Here is a 17,951-nt window from a genome sequence, read left to right as displayed (position 1 = left end):
GTGACATGCTATTATGTCACCGTTTGTTCATCTCCAAGGTTCTTAAGGATCCTCCTCTTGCGCGCCATCTTGATCTCCCTCGTTCTACTGTGCCTTGGCTTTTCTGTGCAGGCGGCAGAGCAGGTGCTTTTCGCCGCCGCTCCCAGTTGGTTGCAACCCATATCCATACCGCAAAGTTCCAGTCAGGCGCCGATAGAAGGTCAACGTTACCTGCTGGTGGACCGTCAGTACTATCTGGACTCACAGCAGATCCAGCGTTTTAACCGCTACGTGGTGCAGGTCACCAGCACAGAGGGGTTGGAGAAAGCGGCTCAGCTCACCTTTGATTTCGATCCTGGTTATGAGACCTTGACTATCCACCAAGCGAGGGTTTGGCGTAATGGTCAGCCGCTGGATCGCCTGGAGCCCCAAGAGTTGCGCCTGTTTCAGCGTGAGGCCAACCTCGAACATTTCTTATATACCGGCACCAAAACGGCTTATCTGATCCTGCCGGATATCCGGGTGGGAGACATACTGGAATACAGCTACACCATTCAGGGGCACAACCCTGTCATGGATAATCGCTATGGTGAGAAGATCCCCCTGGATTGGGATATCCCTGTGGCGCAAAACAACTTGCGTCTGGTGGTGGCTCCCAGTCGTGCCCTCTATTTCCAGGCTCCTAAGGCCAGCGACTCCTTTCTCAAGGTGAGTGAAATTGCCGGGCGGCGCGAGATCATCTGGCATCAGGAAAATGTGCCGGCCGTGCAACGGGATAGTGATACGCCAGCCTGGTATAGCCCCTATCGCTCTCTGACGGTGAGTGAGTTTGCCGATTGGGGGGATGTGGTGAAGTGGGCTAAGCCCCTCTACGATGAAGCGGCTGTGGTGGATCCGTCCGTGCAGTTGTTGGCCGATGCACTGATGAAGCAGGCCCAAAGCGATGCTGAAAAGGTGATGTTAGCCCTGCAGTTCGTGCAGCAGGAGGTTCGCTATTTGGGGATGGAAGATGGCATGGGATCCCATCGCCCACGCAAGGCGGCAGATACCCTCTATCGTCGGTATGGTGATTGTAAGGATAAGACAGCACTGCTGTTGGCGCTGCTCAAGGCTATGGGGTTTTCACCCACAGCCGCCTTGGTCAGTCTGGAGCAGGGCTCGCAATTGCCTGCTGAGTTGCCATCTCCCTATGCCTTCGATCATGTCATTGTCACGCTACTGCTGGAGGGCAAGCGGGTCTGGCTGGACGGCACCAATCTGAATCAGGGCAATCGCCTGGAGACGGTTGGCTTTCCCTATTTACGTTATGCTCTGCTGGTGGCGCCTGAGGTGAAGAGCCTAAGCTCCATGGATGGCGAATTCCGCCCCTCGGATATTCAGGTACGGCAGGAGTTGTGGGTGCAGAATGATTCTAATCGCCTGCAGATTGAGAGTAGTTACAGTGGTGAGCAGGCCGAGCAGCAGCGTAGTCAGTGGCGTAACACTTCGGTGGAAAATCTGGGCCGAACTTTTGCCGATTACTACAGCAAGCTCTATACGGATGTGGATCCAGTGGGTTTACCCCTGCTACATGACGACCTAGGGCAGAATCAGCTGGTCATGCGTGAGGTGTACCAGGTGGCGGGGGGGCGCGATGCGCTGACCCAATATGGCTTGGATATCTACGCCGATCTGGTGGACTCCTATCTGAAGTCATTTAGCGACAGTCGTCGTCAGCCTCTGGAGTTGACGCCACCAGTGCGTGTGCAGCAGGAGTTTGTCCTGCACTTTCCGCAACCTATCAGCATCACCCCTTACCGAGGCACGGAAGAGAATGCCATCTACCGCTTTGCCCTGCAGGTGGAGCCGGTGGATCCCACCCAGCTCAAGGTGACCTATCGCTATGAAAATTTGCGTGATCATGTTCCCGTGAGTGAGCTGGCTCGTTATCGGGAGAGCGTTCGCCGCATCAAGGAGCAGTTGAGCCTCAGTTTCTCTGTGCCCAGCAAAACGACAGCCGAATAGGTGAGCCCATCGCCGCCAGTAAGGCCACTGGCGGCGGTTTGCGGTTATGCGAACTCGGCCCAGATGGGGGCATGATCGGAGGGTTTGTCGTGACCGCGCAGTTCATAATCTATGCCGCTGTGATTCAGGCGGGCGGCTAAGGGGGCGGTGGCCAGGATGAGATCGATGCGTAGACCTCGATTATCGTCGAAGCCCTTGCTGCGATAATCAAACCAGCTGTAGCGATCTACGGCGTCCGGGTGTTGCTGGCGGAAGGTATCGATAAGCCCCCACCCCTTGAGCCGTACCAGCCACGCTCGCTCCTCTGGCAAGAAGGAGCATTTCCCCTCTTTTAACCAGCGTTTGCGATTGGCTTCGCCTATGCCGATGTCACTATCTTCGGGCGAGATGTTGATATCCCCCATCACCACTAAGTCTTCATCCGCTTGATGCTGCTGCTCCAGATAGGCTTGCAGATCGGCGTAAAACTTGGCCTTGGCCGGAAACTTGGTGGCATGCTCGCGATTCTCCCCTTGGGGAAAGTAGCCGTTGAGTACGGTCAGCTTACGGCCATTGGCTTGCGTGAAACTGGCCATGATCATGCGCCGTTGCGCCTCTTCGTCATCACTGGGGAAGCCGCGCTGGATCTGCTCCGGTTGCTGCTTGCATAACAGTGCTACCCCGTAGTGGGCCTTCTGGCCGTGAAAGAAGACGTGATAGCCCATGGCCTCGACTTCGGCACGAGGAAACGCCTCATCGTGAACTTTGATCTCCTGCAGGCCGATCACATCCGGTTGATGGGCATCGATGAGGGCTTGTAATTGGGGCAGGCGGGCACGCAGGCCATTGATGTTGAATGAAACTAGCTTCATGAAACCTCTTGTTGGGCACGGCGTGGATGTTAACGTATTTTCTGTTTATGCAGATCTTCTTGCAATTTTTTCAGACGCTCCTGTTGGGCGGCATTGAGCAGCACTCCATCCAGCAAGGCTAGCGTGATCTTGCACTCATCGATAAGCTCGCCAGGCTTCTTGCGATCCTTGATGATTTGCAACAGGGCTTGCGCCTTATTCAGGGCGGCACTGGTATTGGCGGGAGCCTTGCGCAGGGCATCGCGGAAGAAGCCTAGTGCCTCTTCATAGCGTCCGGCTGTGTAGGCGGCAATCCCCTGCTCGTTGAGCTCCAGGTACTTCTGGTGGCGCTCCTGCTGGGAGTGATCGTTATGCACCGACTGGATACACTGCTGTAGCAGGGGGTCCATGGCCCCCTGTTCACACAACAGGGGTTGCAACTGCTCTGCATACTCGAAGTCACCCAACTGCATCAGCGCCAGCACCATGCCGCTCAGCAGTGGCGTGGCCATCTGGGAGGGTTCATCGCCATAGTTGTGGCCTGCCTTGTAAAGCATTCGCTTGCCACGGATCAGGTCGCCCCGAGCCATCTGCACCCGGGCCTGGCAGATCTGCTCGAAGCTGTTGTAGTCAAAGTCGGTCTCCAGCAGGGCCTGGCGACAGCGATAGAGGGCACTGTTGACCTGTTTTTGCAGGTTGCCGATATGAAAGGGGTCATCGCTGTTCATGGCATGCAGGATCAGGCAGTGCACATAGCTGCCGATAAGCTGGGGGTTGCGCTCGGTGGCGAAACGGTTGAGCTCGATCATGGTGGCCAGAGATTCGCGGGCTTTACGATAGTCGCCTTGGGCCAAACTGATCTCGGCTAACTGACGGTGCAGTATTCCGGATTGTGGCGAAATTTCGGTGGCGCGGGTGAGGGTCTCTATGGCCTCGGTGCCTGAGCCGGTGGCCAATTGGGAAATAGCGAGCCAGCGGTAGGCTTCGACCATCAAGGGGCGCAACTGCAGGGCGGCGTTCAGGTGGGTGATGGCCTCTTCATGCAGACCCAGCATCTGACACGCCTTACCCAGGCCAAGACGCAGCCAGCTGGATTCGCCAGCCGCCAGGCCAGAACGCAGGATATGGCGAGCCTCGGCGGCATCCCCCATCTTCATGTGCATGTCCGCCATCAGGCAGCGGCAATAGTTACCGAAGCGCGTACCATTACCCAATACCTGTTCGCAACTCTTGATCACCTCGGCCGGGTCATCATTGGCCAGTGCGACGAAGACCTCCTTGAGCTCCTGCTTGCGCAATAGCGCCCGTTGCAGACGTTGACGCAGCTGCTCCTGGGAGAAGGGCTTCATCAAGTAGTCATCCGGCTCACTCTCCAGGGCGCTCAGTACCATGCTGCGGCTGTTATCACCACTGATGACAAAGACGGTAGCATCGGCTGGTAATAGCTTATTTTCCCGCAAATGATTGAGTAGCTGACGGCCGTTTTCACCCATCCCCAGGTTGTAGTCGATGAGATAGATGTCAAACTGCTCTTTTTGGCAACGACGGCGGCCTTCTTCGGCCGAGGTCAGCAGGGTGACCCGGTTCAGCCCTATGTTCATCAGGGTGGCTTTCATCATTACCTGAAATGAGCGCTGGTCATCGATGAGCAGCACTCGTTTGTCTTTGAAGAGAGCGGCTGCCGCGGCGGCGACCGTGCTATTTTCAGCGGTTGGAAAGTCGGTCATCGCACCATATTCAATATCAGGGCCTGTCAGGCGATGTTTTTACTATAACGAGTTTACGGCGAACCTGCCGTAGAGTTTGTCGTAAGCGGATTAGAAATGTAGATGAGGTCGTAAGGCGAGAAGAATGGTGGAGGGAGAAGGATTCGAACCTTCGAAGGCAGAGCCGTCAGATTTACAGTCTGATCCCTTTGGCCGCTCGGGAACCCCTCCACGGGATAACCTGGTAATGCTTGATGTACTAAAAGGAAGATGGTGGAGGGAGAAGGATTCGAACCTTCGAAGGCAGAGCCGTCAGATTTACAGTCTGATCCCTTTGGCCGCTCGGGAACCCCTCCACGGGATAACCTGGTAACGCTTGATGTACTAAAAGGAAAATGGTGGAGGGAGAAGGATTCGAACCTTCGAAGGCAGAGCCGTCAGATTTACAGTCTGATCCCTTTGGCCGCTCGGGAACCCCTCCACGGGATAACCTTTTTAATGCACTTGATGGTGGAGGGAGAAGGATTCGAACCTTCGAAGGCAGAGCCGTCAGATTTACAGTCTGATCCCTTTGGCCGCTCGGGAACCCCTCCACAAGTGCGGGCGCATAGTAGCAGATTCTCTTGGGATGTGAAGCCCCGAATTTAAAACTTTTTGCTCAAACTCTGGCAAAAGTGGCCGATAAACAATTAGATGCCTATTTTTCAAACTTTTGCGGATGATAGCAGATGATATCTGAATCGGTTCGCCAACATTGTCTGGTCGATGAGCTGCAGCTAGGGCAGGGGTTAAACCATGCTCTGCAGCAGGGCCACAGAGCCGAGTTTTCGCTGCTCTTGTCCCTGCTCTCGCCTGATGTGCAGGACCAGGCCTGGGTGCGCGATCCGCCACCGCCGGAGATCTCCAGCGTGGATTGGCGACGGCGATTCACCCTGCCTCCGGCTAAACCTCTGGAGGCTGATGCCGCGAGCCAGGAGCGAGCCGTGGTGCTGGCCGAGCAGTTGGCCGCAGGCGGTATTGCCGCCGTGCGCCTGCAGGAGTATATGCAGCCTGAACCGCTGAGCCTGAAACAGTACCTTATCCCCGAGCCGGTGTGGAATAACCTGCCGCCCCTGGTGCAAGCCAAGTACCAGCGCCACAAGGCGGGGGAGGAGCTGATCCGCAGCGAGCCCTCGGCCGCGCCAGCCGCCATGCTGGACTCTATCGCCGATGCCGAACACTACCCTGAGCTCAAGGTCCGCTATTTTCACGCCGCCTGAGTTTGTATGGGGCTAGCGTGCGTAAGCACTCTGGTAACGCTTTAAATCTGGAGCGGATCAAGCCAGGTTTGCTCCTGGCTGATATACTTGGCCCCTGATTTGGTCGACATCCTGGCGTTTGGCTCCAGGGTGTTACCCGCCCCCCGTTTCTTCTGGTTTTGACTCGATTGGCAGACTCTATGACTCGTACTTCCCATCCGCTGGAGCTGCTCGCTCCGGCCAAGGATCTTGAATTTGGCATGGAAGCCATTCGCCACGGTGCCGATGCCATCTATATAGGTGGCCCTACCTTTGGCGCCCGGGCCGCGGCAGGCAACAGCGTGCAGGATATAGCGCAGCTGTGTGATTTTGCCCATCGCTTCGGCGCCCACGTCTATGTGGCGTTCAATACCCTGTTGAAGGATGAGGAGCTGGCCGCAGCCGAACGACTCACCCACCAGCTCTACGAGGCGGGAGCCGATGCCCTGATAGTCCAGGACATGGGCTTGCTGCAGCTCGATCTGCCACCCATAGCCCTGCATGCCAGCACCCAGACCGATAATCGCAGTGTGGAGAAGGTACGCTTTCTCGAGCAGGTGGGCTTCTCCCAGGTGGTGTTGGCGCGCGAACTCTCCTTGTTACAGATCCGCGAGATAGCCGATGCCACCGATGTGGCGCTGGAGTTCTTCATTCATGGCGCCCTGTGTGTCAGCTATAGCGGCCAATGCTATATCAGCCATGCCCTGACCGGGCGTAGCGCCAACCGCGGTGAGTGTGCCCAGATCTGCCGTTTGCCCTGCACTCTGGAAACCCAAAAAGAGGGGGAAACCCTGGCGCACCACAGCCATCTCTTGTCGCTCAAGGATATGAACCAGACCCACAACCTGCGGCAACTGATCGACGCAGGGGTGCGCTCCCTGAAGATTGAGGGGCGGTTAAAGGGGCTCGACTACGTCAAGAATGTCACTGCCTGGTATCGCCGTGAGCTGGACTCCATCTTGGCCGAGCGGCCCGAGCTGGCGCGCGCCTCGGTGGGGCGCTCGACGTTCAGCTTCACACCCGATCCGAACAAGAGCTTCAATCGTGGCAGTACCGACTACTTTTTGCATGGCCGCCAGCCGGAGATCACCGGCTTTTTGAGCCCCAAATATACCGGGGAGCCCGTGGGCGTACTGCAGGACTCCGGCAGTCAGGGCAAGCCGGGGTCCCACTGGCTTAGCCTGAGCAAGGTGCCGCCGGGGGTGGAGTTTCATAATGGGGATGGTCTGACCTTCTTTGCCCCTAATCGCACTTTGACCGGGTTGCGGGTTAACCGGGCCGAAGGGCATCGCCTCTTTCTGGCCGAGCCTGTCTCTGGCCTCACGTTGGGGATGCCACTCTATCGCAATCACGACCACGCCTTCTCGACACTCTTGGCCAAACCCTCGGCCGAGCGGCGGATCGGGGTGGTGCTTACGCTGGCCGAGAGTGAGGCAGGGGTGTCGCTGCAACTGCAGGATGAGTCTGGCGTCTCGGCCCGAGTCGAGCTGTTGCTAGAGAAACAAGCACCCAAGGATCCCGAGCGTGCTGTCACCACGCTGCGTGAGCAGTTGGCCAAGTTGGGTAATACCGATTTTTACGCCAGCCAAGTGGTACTGGAGCTGGCTGAACCCTGGTTTATCCCGGTTGGCCAACTGAACCAGTTGCGCCGCGAGGGAATAGCCGCGCTGGAGGCGGCGCGTCTTGCCGCCTACCAAAGACCGGCCAAGGCACAGATCCAGTTGCCTCTGCCCATGGTCGGTGTCTCGGACCTGAGCTATCTGGGGAACGTCTACAACAGTGCGGCCGCCGCCTTCTACCGCCAGCATGGAGTCGAGCAGATAGCCCCGGCCTATGAGAGTGATGAGCTCAGTGATGAGGTCTCCTTGATGATCACCAAGCACTGTCTGCGTTACAGCTTCAATCAGTGCCCTAAAGAGCAGGGGCCCGGTTTTAAGCCCGACTCGCTGCAGTTGAAGATCGGCAACGATACCTTCCGCCTGCGCTTTGATTGCAAGCGTTGCGAGATGCATGTCTTGGGAAAATTAAAACCCGGCAAACGCTGAGTCGCTTAGCTCTGCCTTGCTCGGTTTGCGCTGAGCAAAGCGTGATCTTGGGCGGTAAAGTGAGGCATGGGGCTAGGGATGCGGGGCGCGTGGGGCTAGGCTGGGCGTTTTGCGACGACAAGACGGGAAGCACTTTATGCAGTTGGATAGGTCCATGTTGCAACAGGCGGTCACGCAAGGGGTGCTACAGGCTGAACAGGTGGCACCGCTTTGGGCCTTGATTGAAGAGGCCAATGCTGGGCGACCGGGGTTTCGTGCCAGCCACTTGCTCTACTACTTTGGTGGCCTGCTGGCCATAGGGGCCATGACCCTGTTTATGAACCTGGGGTGGGAGTCGTTCGGTGGTTGGGGGCTGCTGACCATCTGCCTGGGCTATGGGGTGATCGGCCTGGTGGTCACCGAGGCGCTGCTCAAGCGGCAACTGGCTATCCCGGCCGGGATCTGCGCCACCTTCGTCCTGGTTTTGACGCCATTGGAGGTCTACGGTTTGCAAAACGGGCTGGGGGCCTGGGCCGGTGAGCATGAGTATCAGGATTATCACCGCTACATCGACTGGCGCTGGCTCATGATGGAGCTCTCCACCCTGGCGGTGGGGGCCATCTTGCTGTGGCGCTATCGCCTACCTTTTCTGGTGATGCCTATCGCCGTCACCCTCTGGTATTTGAGTATGGATCTGACCCCCTTCCTCTTCGGTCAGGAGGATTACGACTGGCTGCTGCGGCGCTGGGTCAGCGTCTACTGCGGTTTGCTCATCATGCTGCTCGGGTTCTGGGTCGATATTCGCACCCGTCATACCCAGGATTACGCCTTCTGGCTCTATCTCTTTGGTCTGATGGCGTTTTGGGGCGGGCTCAGCTCCATGAGTTCGGAGAGCGAGTGGAACAAGTTTATCTATCTGTGCATCAATCTGGGGTTGCTGCTTATCGGGGCTATCCTCTCCCGCCGCGCCTTTGCCGTGTTTGCCGCCTTTGGCATAGCCGGTTACTTGGGCTACCTGGCCTATGATGTCTTTGCGCAGAGCATGCTCTTCCCCTTCGTCGTCACCTTTGTCGGGTTTGCCATCATCTATCTGGGTATTCTCTGGCAACGCCATGAGGTGATGCTCACGCAGCGGTTGCGTGGCTTACTGCCCCAGGCGCTACGCGAGCTGATTGAGCAGCGCAGCGGCTTTTAGGGTGAAGGCCAACCCAAACGCCTTAATTACTCTGTTTGCCTTCCAGCTGCAGTAAGAACTGCTTGATCTGCAGCCCACCAGCATAGCCGGTGAGGCTGCCGTTTTGGCCTATCACCCTGTGGCAGGGAACTATGATGGCCAGCGGATTGCGGCCATTGGCGGCGCCCACGGCGCGTACCGACCTGGGGTTGCCGATCTGTTGAGCTATGTGGCCATAGCTGCGGGTCTGGCCATAGGGAATGGTGAGCAATGCCTGCCATACCTGTTGCTGGAAGAGGGTACCCGTGGCAGCCAGAGGCAGCTCGAAGTGTTGCAGGCGGCCGGCAAAGTAAGCGGCGAATTGTTCGCTATAAGGAGCCAATGCGGCGGCATCCTGTTGCCAGGTGTCGCCAATCACCACCGGCTTGGGGCTGAGGCAAAAATCCACATGGCGCAGCCCCTGTTCATCGATCACCAGCAGCAGGGGGCCGCATGGGGTGGTAAGGGTGTGATAACGCAACATAGGGGCTCCGGCTCGTTGGAAGTAGGCCGGTTCACACCTCTTTTCAGGCGCGAACCAAGCTATGGGGTGGGCTCGGTATAGACGCTGCTTGCTGGCCGACTCATCACCTGACCAGCAAGCAGACTCATACTACGGAGGGCGGTTGAGCCGTCTCTTTAGCCCAGATAGCGTTGCTGCAGATGGGTACGGAAGTGGGCCGCATTCAGACTCTCGCCCGTGGCCCGGATCACCAACTCATCTGTGCTGTGGAAGCTGGCCTGGCTCCAGATATGACGCTGCAGCCAGGCGAACACCTGTTGCAGCCCCTCTTCGCTACCGAGCAGGGAGGTGAAGCTGCCCAACTCGCGCTGCAGGGCGGCAGCAAATTGCGCCGCATACATGGCGCCCAGCGTGTAGCTGGGGAAGTAGCCGAAGCTGCCATCGGTCCAGTGGATGTCCTGCATACAGCCGTTGCGGTAGTTACCGGCGGTGCTCAGCCCCAGATACTCTCTCATGCGCAGATCCCATAACTCGGGGATCTCCGCCGCCTCGATTTGACCCTCGATCAGCTTCTGCTCAATTTCGTAACGCAGCATCACATGAGTTGGGTAGGTCACCTCATCGGCATCCACCCGGATAAAGCCCGGCTCGACCCGGGTGTAGAGGCGGGCCAGATTGCGACTCTCAAAGGCGGTTTGCTCGCCAAATGTGGCGTTAACCAAGGGCGAGAGGCGCGCCATGAAGGCGGGATGACGGGCCAACTGCATCTCGAAGAAGAGGCTCTGGCTCTCGTGTATGCCCATGGAGCGTGCCTGACCGACGGGCAACTGCAGCCACTCTGCAGGCAGCCCCTGTTCATAGCGGGCGTGGCCGGTTTCGTGGATTATACCCATCAGGCTCTGGGTGAAGTCGCTCTCATCGTAGCGGGTGGTGATGCGCACATCGCTGGGTACACCGCCGCAGAAGGGGTGGACGCTCACATCCTGACGCCCACGCTGGAAGTCAAACCCCAACAGTTGCATCACCTGCTTGCCCAGCGCCGCCTGTTGGGCGGTAGGGAAGGGGCCTTGGGGGGGAAGCAGGGTTTCGTGGCGCTGACGCTCGGTCACCTGCTGGATCAGGTTGGGTAACCAGCCTTTGAGATCGCCAAACAGACCATCCAGGCGGGCGCTGTTCATGCCGGGTTCGTAGAGATCCAGCAGGCTGTCATAGGGGCGCAGACCGCTGGCCGAGGCGCGGATCTGCGCCTCTTCCCGCGACAGTTGCACCACCTCGCGGAAGTTGGTCAGAAAGCCCTGCCAGTCATTATGTTTGCGCTGCTCGCGCCAGGCATGTTCACAGCGTGAGCCCGCCAGGGATTTGGCCTGCACCAGGGCTTCGGGTAGCAGGGTGGCCTGTTGCCATTGGCGTTTCATCTCTCCCAGGCTGGTGATCTGCTCTGGGCTCAGCGACTCCTCCTGAGCCGTGGCAAACCACTCCGCCAGTTCGGGGGCGGTGAGCCGTTGGTGCATCAAGACGGAGAGTTCGGCCAGGGCGGCAGAGCGGGCTTCGTTGCCGCCATCTGGCATCATAGTGGCGCGATCCCAACCGCAGATGGCGCCCAAGTGGGCAAAGTGGTGTAGTTGGGTGAAGCGTTGGGCGAGTTTGCTATAGCTCATAGGTCTCCTTGCATCATGATACCGGGGCTGGCCTGCGGCCTCTCGTTCTCTGTTTACAGCTGCAACTCAGGGCTGACCGGGTTAGCGGCTAACCCGTTATTCGTGAGCGTCGGTCACTACCTGTAACTGATACCCCTGTTGGCGCAGCAGCGTCAACAGGCCATCGGGGCCGTAGAGGTGCAGGGCACCCACCACCAGGAACTGGTTTTTCTCCGGCATGGCCAGGAGTTTGGGGAGCCAGTTGTGGTTACGCTCCTTGAGCAGGCGCCGCTCCATATACTCCTGCAGGGCGGCAGAGGTGCCCTGCTCCTGGCTTAAGAGCTTCTGCAGGGCGGGGCCATCACCCGCTTGCCAGGCTTGCAGCAGCTTGGGGACCTCGGCATCCATGGTGCCAATCTGCTCCAAGGTGGCCTGCAGGAACTCATCCTCTTGCTGGCTCAAACCCGCCAGATAGGCAAACTGCTCGGGCACGCGCTCCAAGCCGCGAATGGGGGTGCCCAGGCGCATGGCTTGAGAGGCAAAGTGTTCATCCACGCCCAGTTCTGGCTGATAACCGGCTCGTTGCAAGGCTTGCTGGGTCAGGGTAATGGCCACGACCCAGGGTTGCATCTGATTGATCTGTGCATCGGGCAGACCATAGAGGCGGGTTTGTTTGAGCGTCTGTTGATAGAGGGCCGGAGGCAGTGTCGTGGCCAGGGTGCTACCGGCGGGCAACTGGCTCATGGTGGCGATCTGGGCGGATTCGTTGGCCGAGATATCCCGCATGTCCGTCTCCAGGATCAGCACATCGCTCTGTTTCCAGGCCTGCTCTATGGGGGCCGGCAGGGGGTAGAAGTTATCCAGCCCCACATGGATGGAGCCCAGGATCCAGAGGTTGCGCCCCTCCTTGCTGGCATGCCAGAAGCCGGGTTCGGCCAGGGCCATGACAGGGAAGAGTAGCAGGGTGCAGAGCCCTTTTTGCCAGCGTTGACGGGTATGTTTGGCTTGGCTTGCCGCTTCCATCGCCTCGGAGGCCACCGTATCATAACGCTGTTTTTCGGAGTCTGATCTGGACTTGTCTTGTTCACACATGGAGATGTTATGCCTCACTTACGTTTTCGCGGTATCGAGCGGGAACCGCTGGCGCGCCTGAGTGGCGAACTGGTGGCACAGCTCAGCGAGCTGACCGGAGCCCCCGTGGCCCACTTCACCCTGGAGCGGGTGCAGAGTGAATTCATTATCGCCGGAGAGACCACCCCGGGCTATCCCTTCGTGGAGCTATTATGGTTCGACCGGGGCCAGGAGGCACAAGATGCCGCCGCGCGGCTCATCACCTCAGCCGTGAAAGCCCAATTGGGCGAGGCCCAGGAGGTGGCCGTGGTGGTGTTGCCCCTGACTCGCACCGCCTACTACGATAATGGCCAGCACTACGGGCGCTAATCTGAATCGAGGCGACCACAGGGGCGCCTCTATTTTTCAGCCGTTACTCGGTTTTCACTGCCTTTCTTAACTCTGTTTGGCGACCAAGGCATCGAGCCAGCGGCTAGGAAGCCAACCGCGCAGCAGGGCTAACAGCTTGCTGGGCGTGGTCACCTGGTAGCGGTTGCGAGGACGCTTGGCCTTGAGCGCATGAAGCAGGGGCGGAATGCAGGCCTCCGGCGACAGGGTAAAGCGATTGCCGGGCACCACCTGCTCCAGGCGTGCCAGGGTCTGGGCATAGACGTCGGCATGGCGGCTATGCTGCAGATCGATGTGCTGATGCAGGGCGGCCAGGGCATTGGCGCGAAAGCGGCTGTCGATAGGACCGGGCTCGATCAGGCTGACATATACCCCGCTGCCGCGCAGCTCCAGACGCAGAGTGTCACTATAACCTTCGATGGCAAACTTGCTGGCGTTATAGGCCCCGCGATATTTCATGGCCACCAGCCCCAGCACCGAGCTGTTCTGGATGATGCGTCCTTCACCTGCGGCCAGCATAGGCGGCAAGAGTTGCCGGATCAGCTCATGCCAGCCAAAAAAGTTGGTCTCAAATTGGGCGCGCAGGGCGGCGGTGGGTAGATCTTCCAGGGCACCTGGTTGACCATAAGCGCCATTATTGAACAGGCCATAGAGCCGTCCCTGGCACAGGCTCAGGGTTTGGGCCACGGCGGCGGTGATCGAGGCGTTATCGGTCAGATCCAGTTGAACAGCGGTGAGCCCTTCAGCCTGTAGTCGGGCCACATCTTCGGCCTTGCGCGCCGAGGCGATGACGGCAAACCCCTCTTGTTGCAGCCGCAGGGCGGCATGATGGCCTATGCCACTGGAGCAACCGGTAATAAGCAGATAACGAGGCACAGTATCGCTTCCTGATGGGAATGGAGCAGCCAGTATATGCCAGTGGTCGAGGGGGGCAAGTTGTGGCCGTCCGGCCCTTATCCCGCTTGGCAGGCATGAGCCCAGGGGCCCAGAGATATGTTATGGTCTGTCGTAGTTCACAAGCCGGAGAGCCTCATGTCTACACAGCCTGTCCCCGTCAATTCCCTGCTGGATACGTTGCCGCTGCCTTCCCGACCCGCAACCCAAGCCGATATTCCCTACCTGCTGGATCTGCGTCACCGCACCATGGATCGTCACCTGCAGGCCCATGGTCTGGCGCCTAGTGAAGAGGAGTACTTGGCGCGGGTGACGCTGCATCTGGATCATGCTCGCATCCTGCTCTGCGACTCCGTGACCATAGGGCTCTTCAAATTGGTGGCTAGCGGAACGAACTGGGAGTTGGTACAGATCCAGCTTGAGCCGCAGACTCAAGGTCAGGGATTAGGCGATCGGTTATTGGGGTGGACGGTTGGACAGGCCCGATTGGCGGGGGCCAGTGTGGCCTTGAGTGTATTCAAGCTCAATCCCGCCCTGCGACTTTATCTGCGCCACGGCTTTGTGCTGGATCAGGAGAGTGAGCATACCTTTGAGATGATCTATCCGGGCTTAGCCGAGTAGTAAGGCGCGATGCTCGGGCCGTCACAGAGTAAGCCGACTACACTCAGAGAGTGAGTGCATCTTCACCGCTGGCGCTATTGCGCTCGTCCCTCCTTAGACGAGGTAGTCACATGACCGACAAGATCAGTGAGTTGATCGTCAAGATCCGGTTATTGCAGGAGGAGATGGAGCAGGAATTTCGCCACAACCGGGAAAGTTTCCACTTCGTCATAGAGAAGAAACGCATCCGGTTTAGTGAAGAGGTGGCTCGCCAGCAGCGGCACTTCAAGACGGGGCTGTTTCGTTATCTGCGCCGGGCTAGGGTGCTGAATCTACTCACTGCCCCCATCATCTACTCTGGCATCATCCCCTTGCTGCTGCTTGATCTCTTCTTGTGGATCTATCAGCGTATCTGTTTTCCCATCTATGGGATTTCTCGTGTGCGCCGGGCTGACTATCTGCTGTTTGATCGCACTGACTTGCCCTATCTCAACCTCATCGAGAAACTCAACTGTGGCTACTGCTCCTATGGCAATGGGTTGGCGGCCTATTTTCGTGAGGTGGCGGCTCGCACGGAGCAGTATTGGTGTCCCATCAAACATGCTCGTCGCATTCGCGCTGCTCACGATCATTACCCGCAATTCTTTGAATATGGTGATGCCGAGAGTTATCGCCAGGGATTATTGCGTTATCGGCAAGAGTTGGAAGAGGCAAATAGTGAGCACCATGAGGAGTGAGGCGGCGAGAAGGCACAGGGAGTTGAGGTAACATAGGGTGATCTCATCTGCCAGGCTAACGCTTTGCTCATCTGTGGCCAGGTTTACGATCTATTTTATTCATCCAATAGCTAGAGGAGCCTATGACCCAATATCTTGGCGGGTTACTGTTGTGGCTGGTAAGCCAGAGTCTGTTCGCGATACCTCTGCAAGAGCAGAGCCAGTGGAATGATTACTTTGTCAAAGAGGAGGTGCATGGTGTCTTGATCCTGTGCAAGGAGAGCAGCCAAACGTGCGTCACCAACGATAAGGTTCGGGCGGCAACGGCCTTTATTCCGGCCTCGACTTTCAAGGTGCCTCATGCCTTGATCGCGCTGGAAACCGGGGTAGTGCAGAGTGAGCAGCAGATCTTCAAATGGGATGGCAAGCCCAGGGAGATGGCTCTGTGGGAGCAGGATTTTACCCTGCGCGGGGCCATGCAGGCCTCTGCTGTACCTGTATTCCAGCAATTTGCCCGGCAGATAGGGCCCAAGCGGATGCAGTCCTATCTTGATAAGTTTGCCTATGGCAATCGGGATAGTAGCGGGGGCCTAGAGCGGTTCTGGCTGGATGGCGGCTTGCGCATCTCGGCGCAGCAGCAGGTGCACTTTCTGGAGGCGCTCTACCATAACCGTCTACCGGCGACTAAACAGAATCAGCTGATCGTCAAGGATGCCCTGATTGCCGAAGCGACGCCTGAGTACCTATTGCGCGCCAAGAGCGGGTACACGGGGATCAAGGGCAAGATACAACCGGGCATTGCCTGGTGGATTGGCTGGGTGGAGAAAGGGACAGAAGTGACCTTTTTTGCCTTCAATATGGATGTCAGCGACGAAGCCAAGCTTCCGGTGCGTAAAGCCCTGCCCATGGCGATCATGAAAGCAGAGGGGGTGCTGTAGTTGTCGTTCCCTGCGCTTTAAGCATTGAGATGACGTCGCTTAGCTACTCGGCCTTGGCCAGCTAACAAAAAACGCAGCTCATGGGCTGCGTTTTTTATTTTGGTGTCCCCGCCGGGAATCGAACCCAGATCGGTCGCTTAGGAGGCAACAGTTTTATCCAGTTAAACTACGGGGACATTTGCTCTAGCATGACCTGCCGAGCGGCGTGCATTATAGCAAAGCCAAGGTTGAAAGCCAGACTGGAGACACAATTGCTCCAGTCTGATCAGGGGCTTATTCAAGCACGGCCAGATCGTTGATCTGGATGTTACCGGGAGCGTAGCGGTTCAACGGCATCATGACAGCATTGTCTTCATAGACCCGTTTGACTTCCATCATCCCTGTCGTGGGGTTGCGGATGGTGCGATCGCGGCCAAAGCCATCGGTAAAGTCGGCCCTTTGCTCGATATAAAAGTGATCGCCGGTTTTGATGCCATTACGCTTACCAAGATTGATATGGTAGTTGTCGCCATCGATGCGCATAATGCGGGCAATGGGGTTGGTGCATTGTAGCTTGAGCTGCAGATCTTGTACCGCCCGATTGAGTTGGGCGCTGATCTCCATACCATAAGCAGAGTTCCAGAACTTCTGACCAGTGACATCCACTTGCTCCTGCTTATCAAAACTCCAGACAGCTTCGCCTTGATAGTTTTTTTGCTCGCTGAGCTCGCCGGTGAGGCCATCGAACAGGTAGAGCTGCATGCTGAAGTGACGGATGGGGTCATCCAGCCACTGATCCAGCAGGTTGCCCTGGGCATCGCGCAAAGAGATGTCCTGCAGTACGCCAAACAGTAGGTACTGGCTGTCGGTCTCGGCGGCTAGACTTTGCAGTTGACGGTGGTAACTGTTTTCCCCCTGCAGCAGGCGACGTGGATCCAGTCCCAGGTTTTCATCTAACCAGCGGCGAGTGACGAAATTTTGACTCAGGCCGCTCAGGCGGTTGAAGAGTTGACGGGTGATCTCGCTGTTGAGTTCATAAATTTGACCATGTCTGGCTTGATCACTGTCGGCCAGACGAAAACGAATCAGGGTGATGCCCTTAGCATATTGGGCACCGCTGCAGCGACTGCGGTCGGCGACTATATAGGCACGCAGGGTGACAAACAGCCGGTCGTTTTGCCGCTCCTCTTCCAGCAGATTATATTGGCGGATCTCACTGTTGGCGCGGATCTGGAACATGTCGCGGGTGAGGGCGCCGTTGCTGAGGTTTTGGATGCTGGAGACCGAGGCTCCTGCCTGCAACATGGCCTGACGCAGGGCATCTTGGGTGGCCTGTTCGCGGGCAAATTCGGTATCGCCATTGACTATGGGCGCGCTGCCACGTGCTTTGATCCAGTTGGCCTGAACGGGAAGGGCCAGCAGAAGAATGAGCCAAATCCACTTATTCATGGTATCCATCTTGCTAGGTTTTTATCATCATGAGCCATTCAATGCATTTAGCATGCCGCCAAGCTAGTGTGAAATGCGGCTTCAGGAATGGACGGTCAGGCCGATAACCTGTGAAACAAGGATAAAGGGTGGAGAGTCTTATGAACAAAACGGCGTTGTGGCTTTGCCTGTTGCTACCACTTTGTGCCTGCAGTACCCAGACTCAGCCGAAGAGCACTCCCTATGCTGGGCCCAATGGTTCGGGAGTTGAACTCAATCGCTTGGTCTCCGAGTTAGCGGATCGCCTGTTCCAGACCAAGCTTAGCGGCGGCTCGATACTGAACCCGATCGCTGTGGCCTCATTCGTCAATCTCAACACCCTGGAAAATACCAATTGGTTGGGGCAACAGATGGCCGAAGACATGATCCATGAGTTGCATAGACGCGGTGAGGTGGTGCTGGATTACAAGGTGACTGGCAGCATCAAGGTAACCCCGGAAGGGGATTTTATCTTTAGCCGGGATTGGACTGAGCTCGCCAAACGCGTGCCGGTGTCGCGTATCCTGACCGGCACCCTGTCGCGCAACGATCAGGGCGTCGTGGTCAATGCCCGTATCGTCAGTCTGAAAACACATATGGTAGAAGCCACGGCTCAGGGCTTCATTCCAAGCGATATGCTCAAGGGCGGGCTGGAGCCAGGCAGTACGGGGCGTACTGTGACTGTCACCAAGGGGATGATAGTGCGGGGTGAGTACCCCTATGGCCAGTACAGCCCATCCGTTACGTTAACCCATTGAGGCATTCA

At 57.5% G+C, this 17,951-nt stretch carries 16 protein-coding genes and 5 tRNA genes; 9 read left to right on the top strand and 12 right to left on the bottom strand.

Features of this window, described 5'->3' with window-relative positions; all coding sequences use genetic code 11:
* Positions 1 to 57: 57 nt before the first annotated feature.
* Positions 58 to 1,983: a DUF3857 domain-containing transglutaminase family protein gene (locus tag ACZYTD_RS06440; RefSeq protein ID WP_463890427.1), complete on the top strand. Its 1,926-nt coding sequence runs from the start codon at positions 58 to 60 to the stop codon at positions 1,981 to 1,983.
* 44 nt (positions 1,984 to 2,027) lie between these two features.
* Here the strand turns inward: ACZYTD_RS06440 and xthA are convergent, their stop codons facing one another.
* The 6 genes from xthA to ACZYTD_RS06410 all read right to left on the bottom strand — a co-directional run bounded on the left by xthA (position 2,028) and on the right by ACZYTD_RS06410 (position 5,112).
* The gene (gene xthA / locus ACZYTD_RS06435) at positions 2,028 to 2,834 is read right to left on the bottom strand and encodes an exodeoxyribonuclease III (protein ID WP_463890425.1); all 807 of its coding nucleotides are present in this window, start codon (positions 2,832 to 2,834) and stop codon (positions 2,028 to 2,030) included.
* A gap of 29 nt (positions 2,835 to 2,863) precedes the next feature.
* Complete coding sequence (locus tag ACZYTD_RS06430) at positions 2,864 to 4,540, bottom strand: tetratricopeptide repeat protein (protein ID WP_463890423.1); 1,677 nt, start codon at positions 4,538 to 4,540, stop codon at positions 2,864 to 2,866.
* A 125-nt stretch (positions 4,541 to 4,665) separates the two neighbouring features.
* A tRNA-Tyr gene (locus ACZYTD_RS06425) sits at positions 4,666 to 4,750 on the bottom strand.
* Between the two features lie 40 nt (positions 4,751 to 4,790).
* Positions 4,791 to 4,875 (bottom strand) — tRNA-Tyr (locus ACZYTD_RS06420).
* Positions 4,876 to 4,915: 40 nt separating this feature from the next.
* Positions 4,916 to 5,000, bottom strand: a tRNA-Tyr gene (locus ACZYTD_RS06415).
* A 27-nt stretch (positions 5,001 to 5,027) separates the two neighbouring features.
* Positions 5,028 to 5,112 (bottom strand) — tRNA-Tyr (locus ACZYTD_RS06410).
* Between the two features lie 135 nt (positions 5,113 to 5,247).
* Here ACZYTD_RS06410 and ACZYTD_RS06405 point away from each other — a divergent pair.
* The 3 genes from ACZYTD_RS06405 to ACZYTD_RS06395 all read left to right on the top strand — a co-directional run bounded on the left by ACZYTD_RS06405 (position 5,248) and on the right by ACZYTD_RS06395 (position 9,015).
* The gene (locus ACZYTD_RS06405) at positions 5,248 to 5,778 is read left to right on the top strand and encodes a VC2046/SO_2500 family protein (RefSeq protein ID WP_463890421.1); all 531 of its coding nucleotides are present in this window, start codon (positions 5,248 to 5,250) and stop codon (positions 5,776 to 5,778) included.
* A gap of 179 nt (positions 5,779 to 5,957) precedes the next feature.
* Positions 5,958 to 7,841, top strand: a complete 1,884-nt coding sequence (locus tag ACZYTD_RS06400; protein ID WP_463890419.1) for a peptidase U32 family protein — start codon at positions 5,958 to 5,960, stop codon at positions 7,839 to 7,841.
* Between the two features lie 136 nt (positions 7,842 to 7,977).
* The gene (locus tag ACZYTD_RS06395) at positions 7,978 to 9,015 is read left to right on the top strand and encodes a DUF2157 domain-containing protein (protein ID WP_463890417.1); all 1,038 of its coding nucleotides are present in this window, start codon (positions 7,978 to 7,980) and stop codon (positions 9,013 to 9,015) included.
* A 22-nt stretch (positions 9,016 to 9,037) separates the two neighbouring features.
* On the opposite strand, the gene ACZYTD_RS06390 is transcribed toward ACZYTD_RS06395, so the two are convergent.
* The 3 genes from ACZYTD_RS06390 to ACZYTD_RS06380 form a co-directional block, all read right to left on the bottom strand.
* On the bottom strand, positions 9,038 to 9,517 hold the full coding sequence (locus tag ACZYTD_RS06390) for a methylated-DNA--[protein]-cysteine S-methyltransferase (protein ID WP_463890415.1): 480 nt from the start codon (positions 9,515 to 9,517) through the stop codon (positions 9,038 to 9,040).
* Between the two features lie 155 nt (positions 9,518 to 9,672).
* Positions 9,673 to 11,154, bottom strand: coding sequence for a carboxypeptidase M32 (locus ACZYTD_RS06385; protein ID WP_463890413.1), 1,482 nt, complete (start codon positions 11,152 to 11,154; stop codon positions 9,673 to 9,675).
* 96 nt (positions 11,155 to 11,250) lie between these two features.
* Positions 11,251 to 12,225: a TraB/GumN family protein gene (locus tag ACZYTD_RS06380; RefSeq protein ID WP_463890411.1), complete on the bottom strand. Its 975-nt coding sequence runs from the start codon at positions 12,223 to 12,225 to the stop codon at positions 11,251 to 11,253.
* Positions 12,226 to 12,234: 9 nt separating this feature from the next.
* Here ACZYTD_RS06380 and ACZYTD_RS06375 point away from each other — a divergent pair, with 9 nt between their 5' ends.
* On the top strand, positions 12,235 to 12,573 hold the full coding sequence (locus ACZYTD_RS06375) for a DUF1904 domain-containing protein (protein WP_463890409.1): 339 nt from the start codon (positions 12,235 to 12,237) through the stop codon (positions 12,571 to 12,573).
* Between the two features lie 66 nt (positions 12,574 to 12,639).
* Here the strand turns inward: ACZYTD_RS06375 and ACZYTD_RS06370 are convergent, their stop codons facing one another.
* Positions 12,640 to 13,467, bottom strand: a complete 828-nt coding sequence (locus ACZYTD_RS06370) for an SDR family oxidoreductase (protein ID WP_463890408.1) — start codon at positions 13,465 to 13,467, stop codon at positions 12,640 to 12,642.
* Between the two features lie 156 nt (positions 13,468 to 13,623).
* On the opposite strand from ACZYTD_RS06370, the gene ACZYTD_RS06365 reads away from it, so the two are divergent.
* The 3 genes from ACZYTD_RS06365 (at position 13,624) to blaOXA (ending at position 15,739) form a co-directional block, all read left to right on the top strand.
* Complete coding sequence (locus ACZYTD_RS06365; RefSeq protein ID WP_463890406.1) at positions 13,624 to 14,106, top strand: N-acetyltransferase family protein; 483 nt, start codon at positions 13,624 to 13,626, stop codon at positions 14,104 to 14,106.
* A gap of 110 nt (positions 14,107 to 14,216) precedes the next feature.
* Positions 14,217 to 14,822, top strand: coding sequence for a hypothetical protein (locus tag ACZYTD_RS06360; protein WP_463890405.1), 606 nt, complete (start codon positions 14,217 to 14,219; stop codon positions 14,820 to 14,822).
* A gap of 122 nt (positions 14,823 to 14,944) precedes the next feature.
* Entirely contained in the window at positions 14,945 to 15,739 is a 795-nt protein-coding gene (gene blaOXA / locus ACZYTD_RS06355) for a class D beta-lactamase (RefSeq protein WP_463890404.1), read from the top strand.
* 100 nt (positions 15,740 to 15,839) lie between these two features.
* On the opposite strand, the gene ACZYTD_RS06350 is transcribed toward blaOXA, so the two are convergent.
* Both ACZYTD_RS06350 and ACZYTD_RS06345 read right to left on the bottom strand, forming a co-directional pair.
* Positions 15,840 to 15,915 (bottom strand) — tRNA-Arg (locus ACZYTD_RS06350).
* A gap of 97 nt (positions 15,916 to 16,012) precedes the next feature.
* Positions 16,013 to 17,167 (bottom strand): flagellar assembly protein T N-terminal domain-containing protein, encoded by a 1,155-nt coding sequence (locus tag ACZYTD_RS06345; RefSeq protein WP_463890403.1) that lies wholly within the window; start codon positions 17,165 to 17,167, stop codon positions 16,013 to 16,015.
* Positions 17,168 to 17,307: 140 nt separating this feature from the next.
* Here ACZYTD_RS06345 and ACZYTD_RS06340 point away from each other — a divergent pair, with 140 nt between their 5' ends.
* Positions 17,308 to 17,943, top strand: a complete 636-nt coding sequence (locus tag ACZYTD_RS06340; RefSeq protein ID WP_463890402.1) for a FlgO family outer membrane protein — start codon at positions 17,308 to 17,310, stop codon at positions 17,941 to 17,943.
* The last annotated feature ends 8 nt before the right edge of the window (positions 17,944 to 17,951 follow it).

This window comes from Pseudaeromonas sp. HNCC25DJ180 (assembly GCF_055413345.1).
Note: the sequence above shows the minus strand (reverse complement) of the source record. Positions and strands in the feature narration are given on the sequence as shown.

Bases quoted from the DNA above. Each gene is read 5' to 3' on its own strand.
- xthA (WP_463890425.1), bottom strand. From the start codon at position 2,834: ATGAAGCTAGTTTCATTCAACATCAATGGCCTGCGTGCCCGCCTGCCC.
- ACZYTD_RS06430 (WP_463890423.1), bottom strand. From the start codon at position 4,540: ATGACCGACTTTCCAACCGCTGAAAATAGCACGGTCGCCGCCGCGGCA.
- ACZYTD_RS06405 (WP_463890421.1), top strand. From the start codon at position 5,248: ATGATATCTGAATCGGTTCGCCAACATTGTCTGGTCGATGAGCTGCAG.
- ACZYTD_RS06400 (WP_463890419.1), top strand. From the start codon at position 5,958: ATGACTCGTACTTCCCATCCGCTGGAGCTGCTCGCTCCGGCCAAGGAT.
- ACZYTD_RS06395 (WP_463890417.1), top strand. From the start codon at position 7,978: ATGCAGTTGGATAGGTCCATGTTGCAACAGGCGGTCACGCAAGGGGTG.
- ACZYTD_RS06390 (WP_463890415.1), bottom strand. From the start codon at position 9,517: ATGTTGCGTTATCACACCCTTACCACCCCATGCGGCCCCCTGCTGCTG.
- ACZYTD_RS06385 (WP_463890413.1), bottom strand. From the start codon at position 11,154: ATGAGCTATAGCAAACTCGCCCAACGCTTCACCCAACTACACCACTTT.
- ACZYTD_RS06380 (WP_463890411.1), bottom strand. From the start codon at position 12,225: ATGTGTGAACAAGACAAGTCCAGATCAGACTCCGAAAAACAGCGTTAT.
- ACZYTD_RS06375 (WP_463890409.1), top strand. From the start codon at position 12,235: ATGCCTCACTTACGTTTTCGCGGTATCGAGCGGGAACCGCTGGCGCGC.
- ACZYTD_RS06365 (WP_463890406.1), top strand. From the start codon at position 13,624: ATGTCTACACAGCCTGTCCCCGTCAATTCCCTGCTGGATACGTTGCCG.
- ACZYTD_RS06360 (WP_463890405.1), top strand. From the start codon at position 14,217: ATGACCGACAAGATCAGTGAGTTGATCGTCAAGATCCGGTTATTGCAG.
- blaOXA (WP_463890404.1), top strand. From the start codon at position 14,945: ATGACCCAATATCTTGGCGGGTTACTGTTGTGGCTGGTAAGCCAGAGT.
- ACZYTD_RS06345 (WP_463890403.1), bottom strand. From the start codon at position 17,167: ATGAATAAGTGGATTTGGCTCATTCTTCTGCTGGCCCTTCCCGTTCAG.
- ACZYTD_RS06340 (WP_463890402.1), top strand. From the start codon at position 17,308: ATGAACAAAACGGCGTTGTGGCTTTGCCTGTTGCTACCACTTTGTGCC.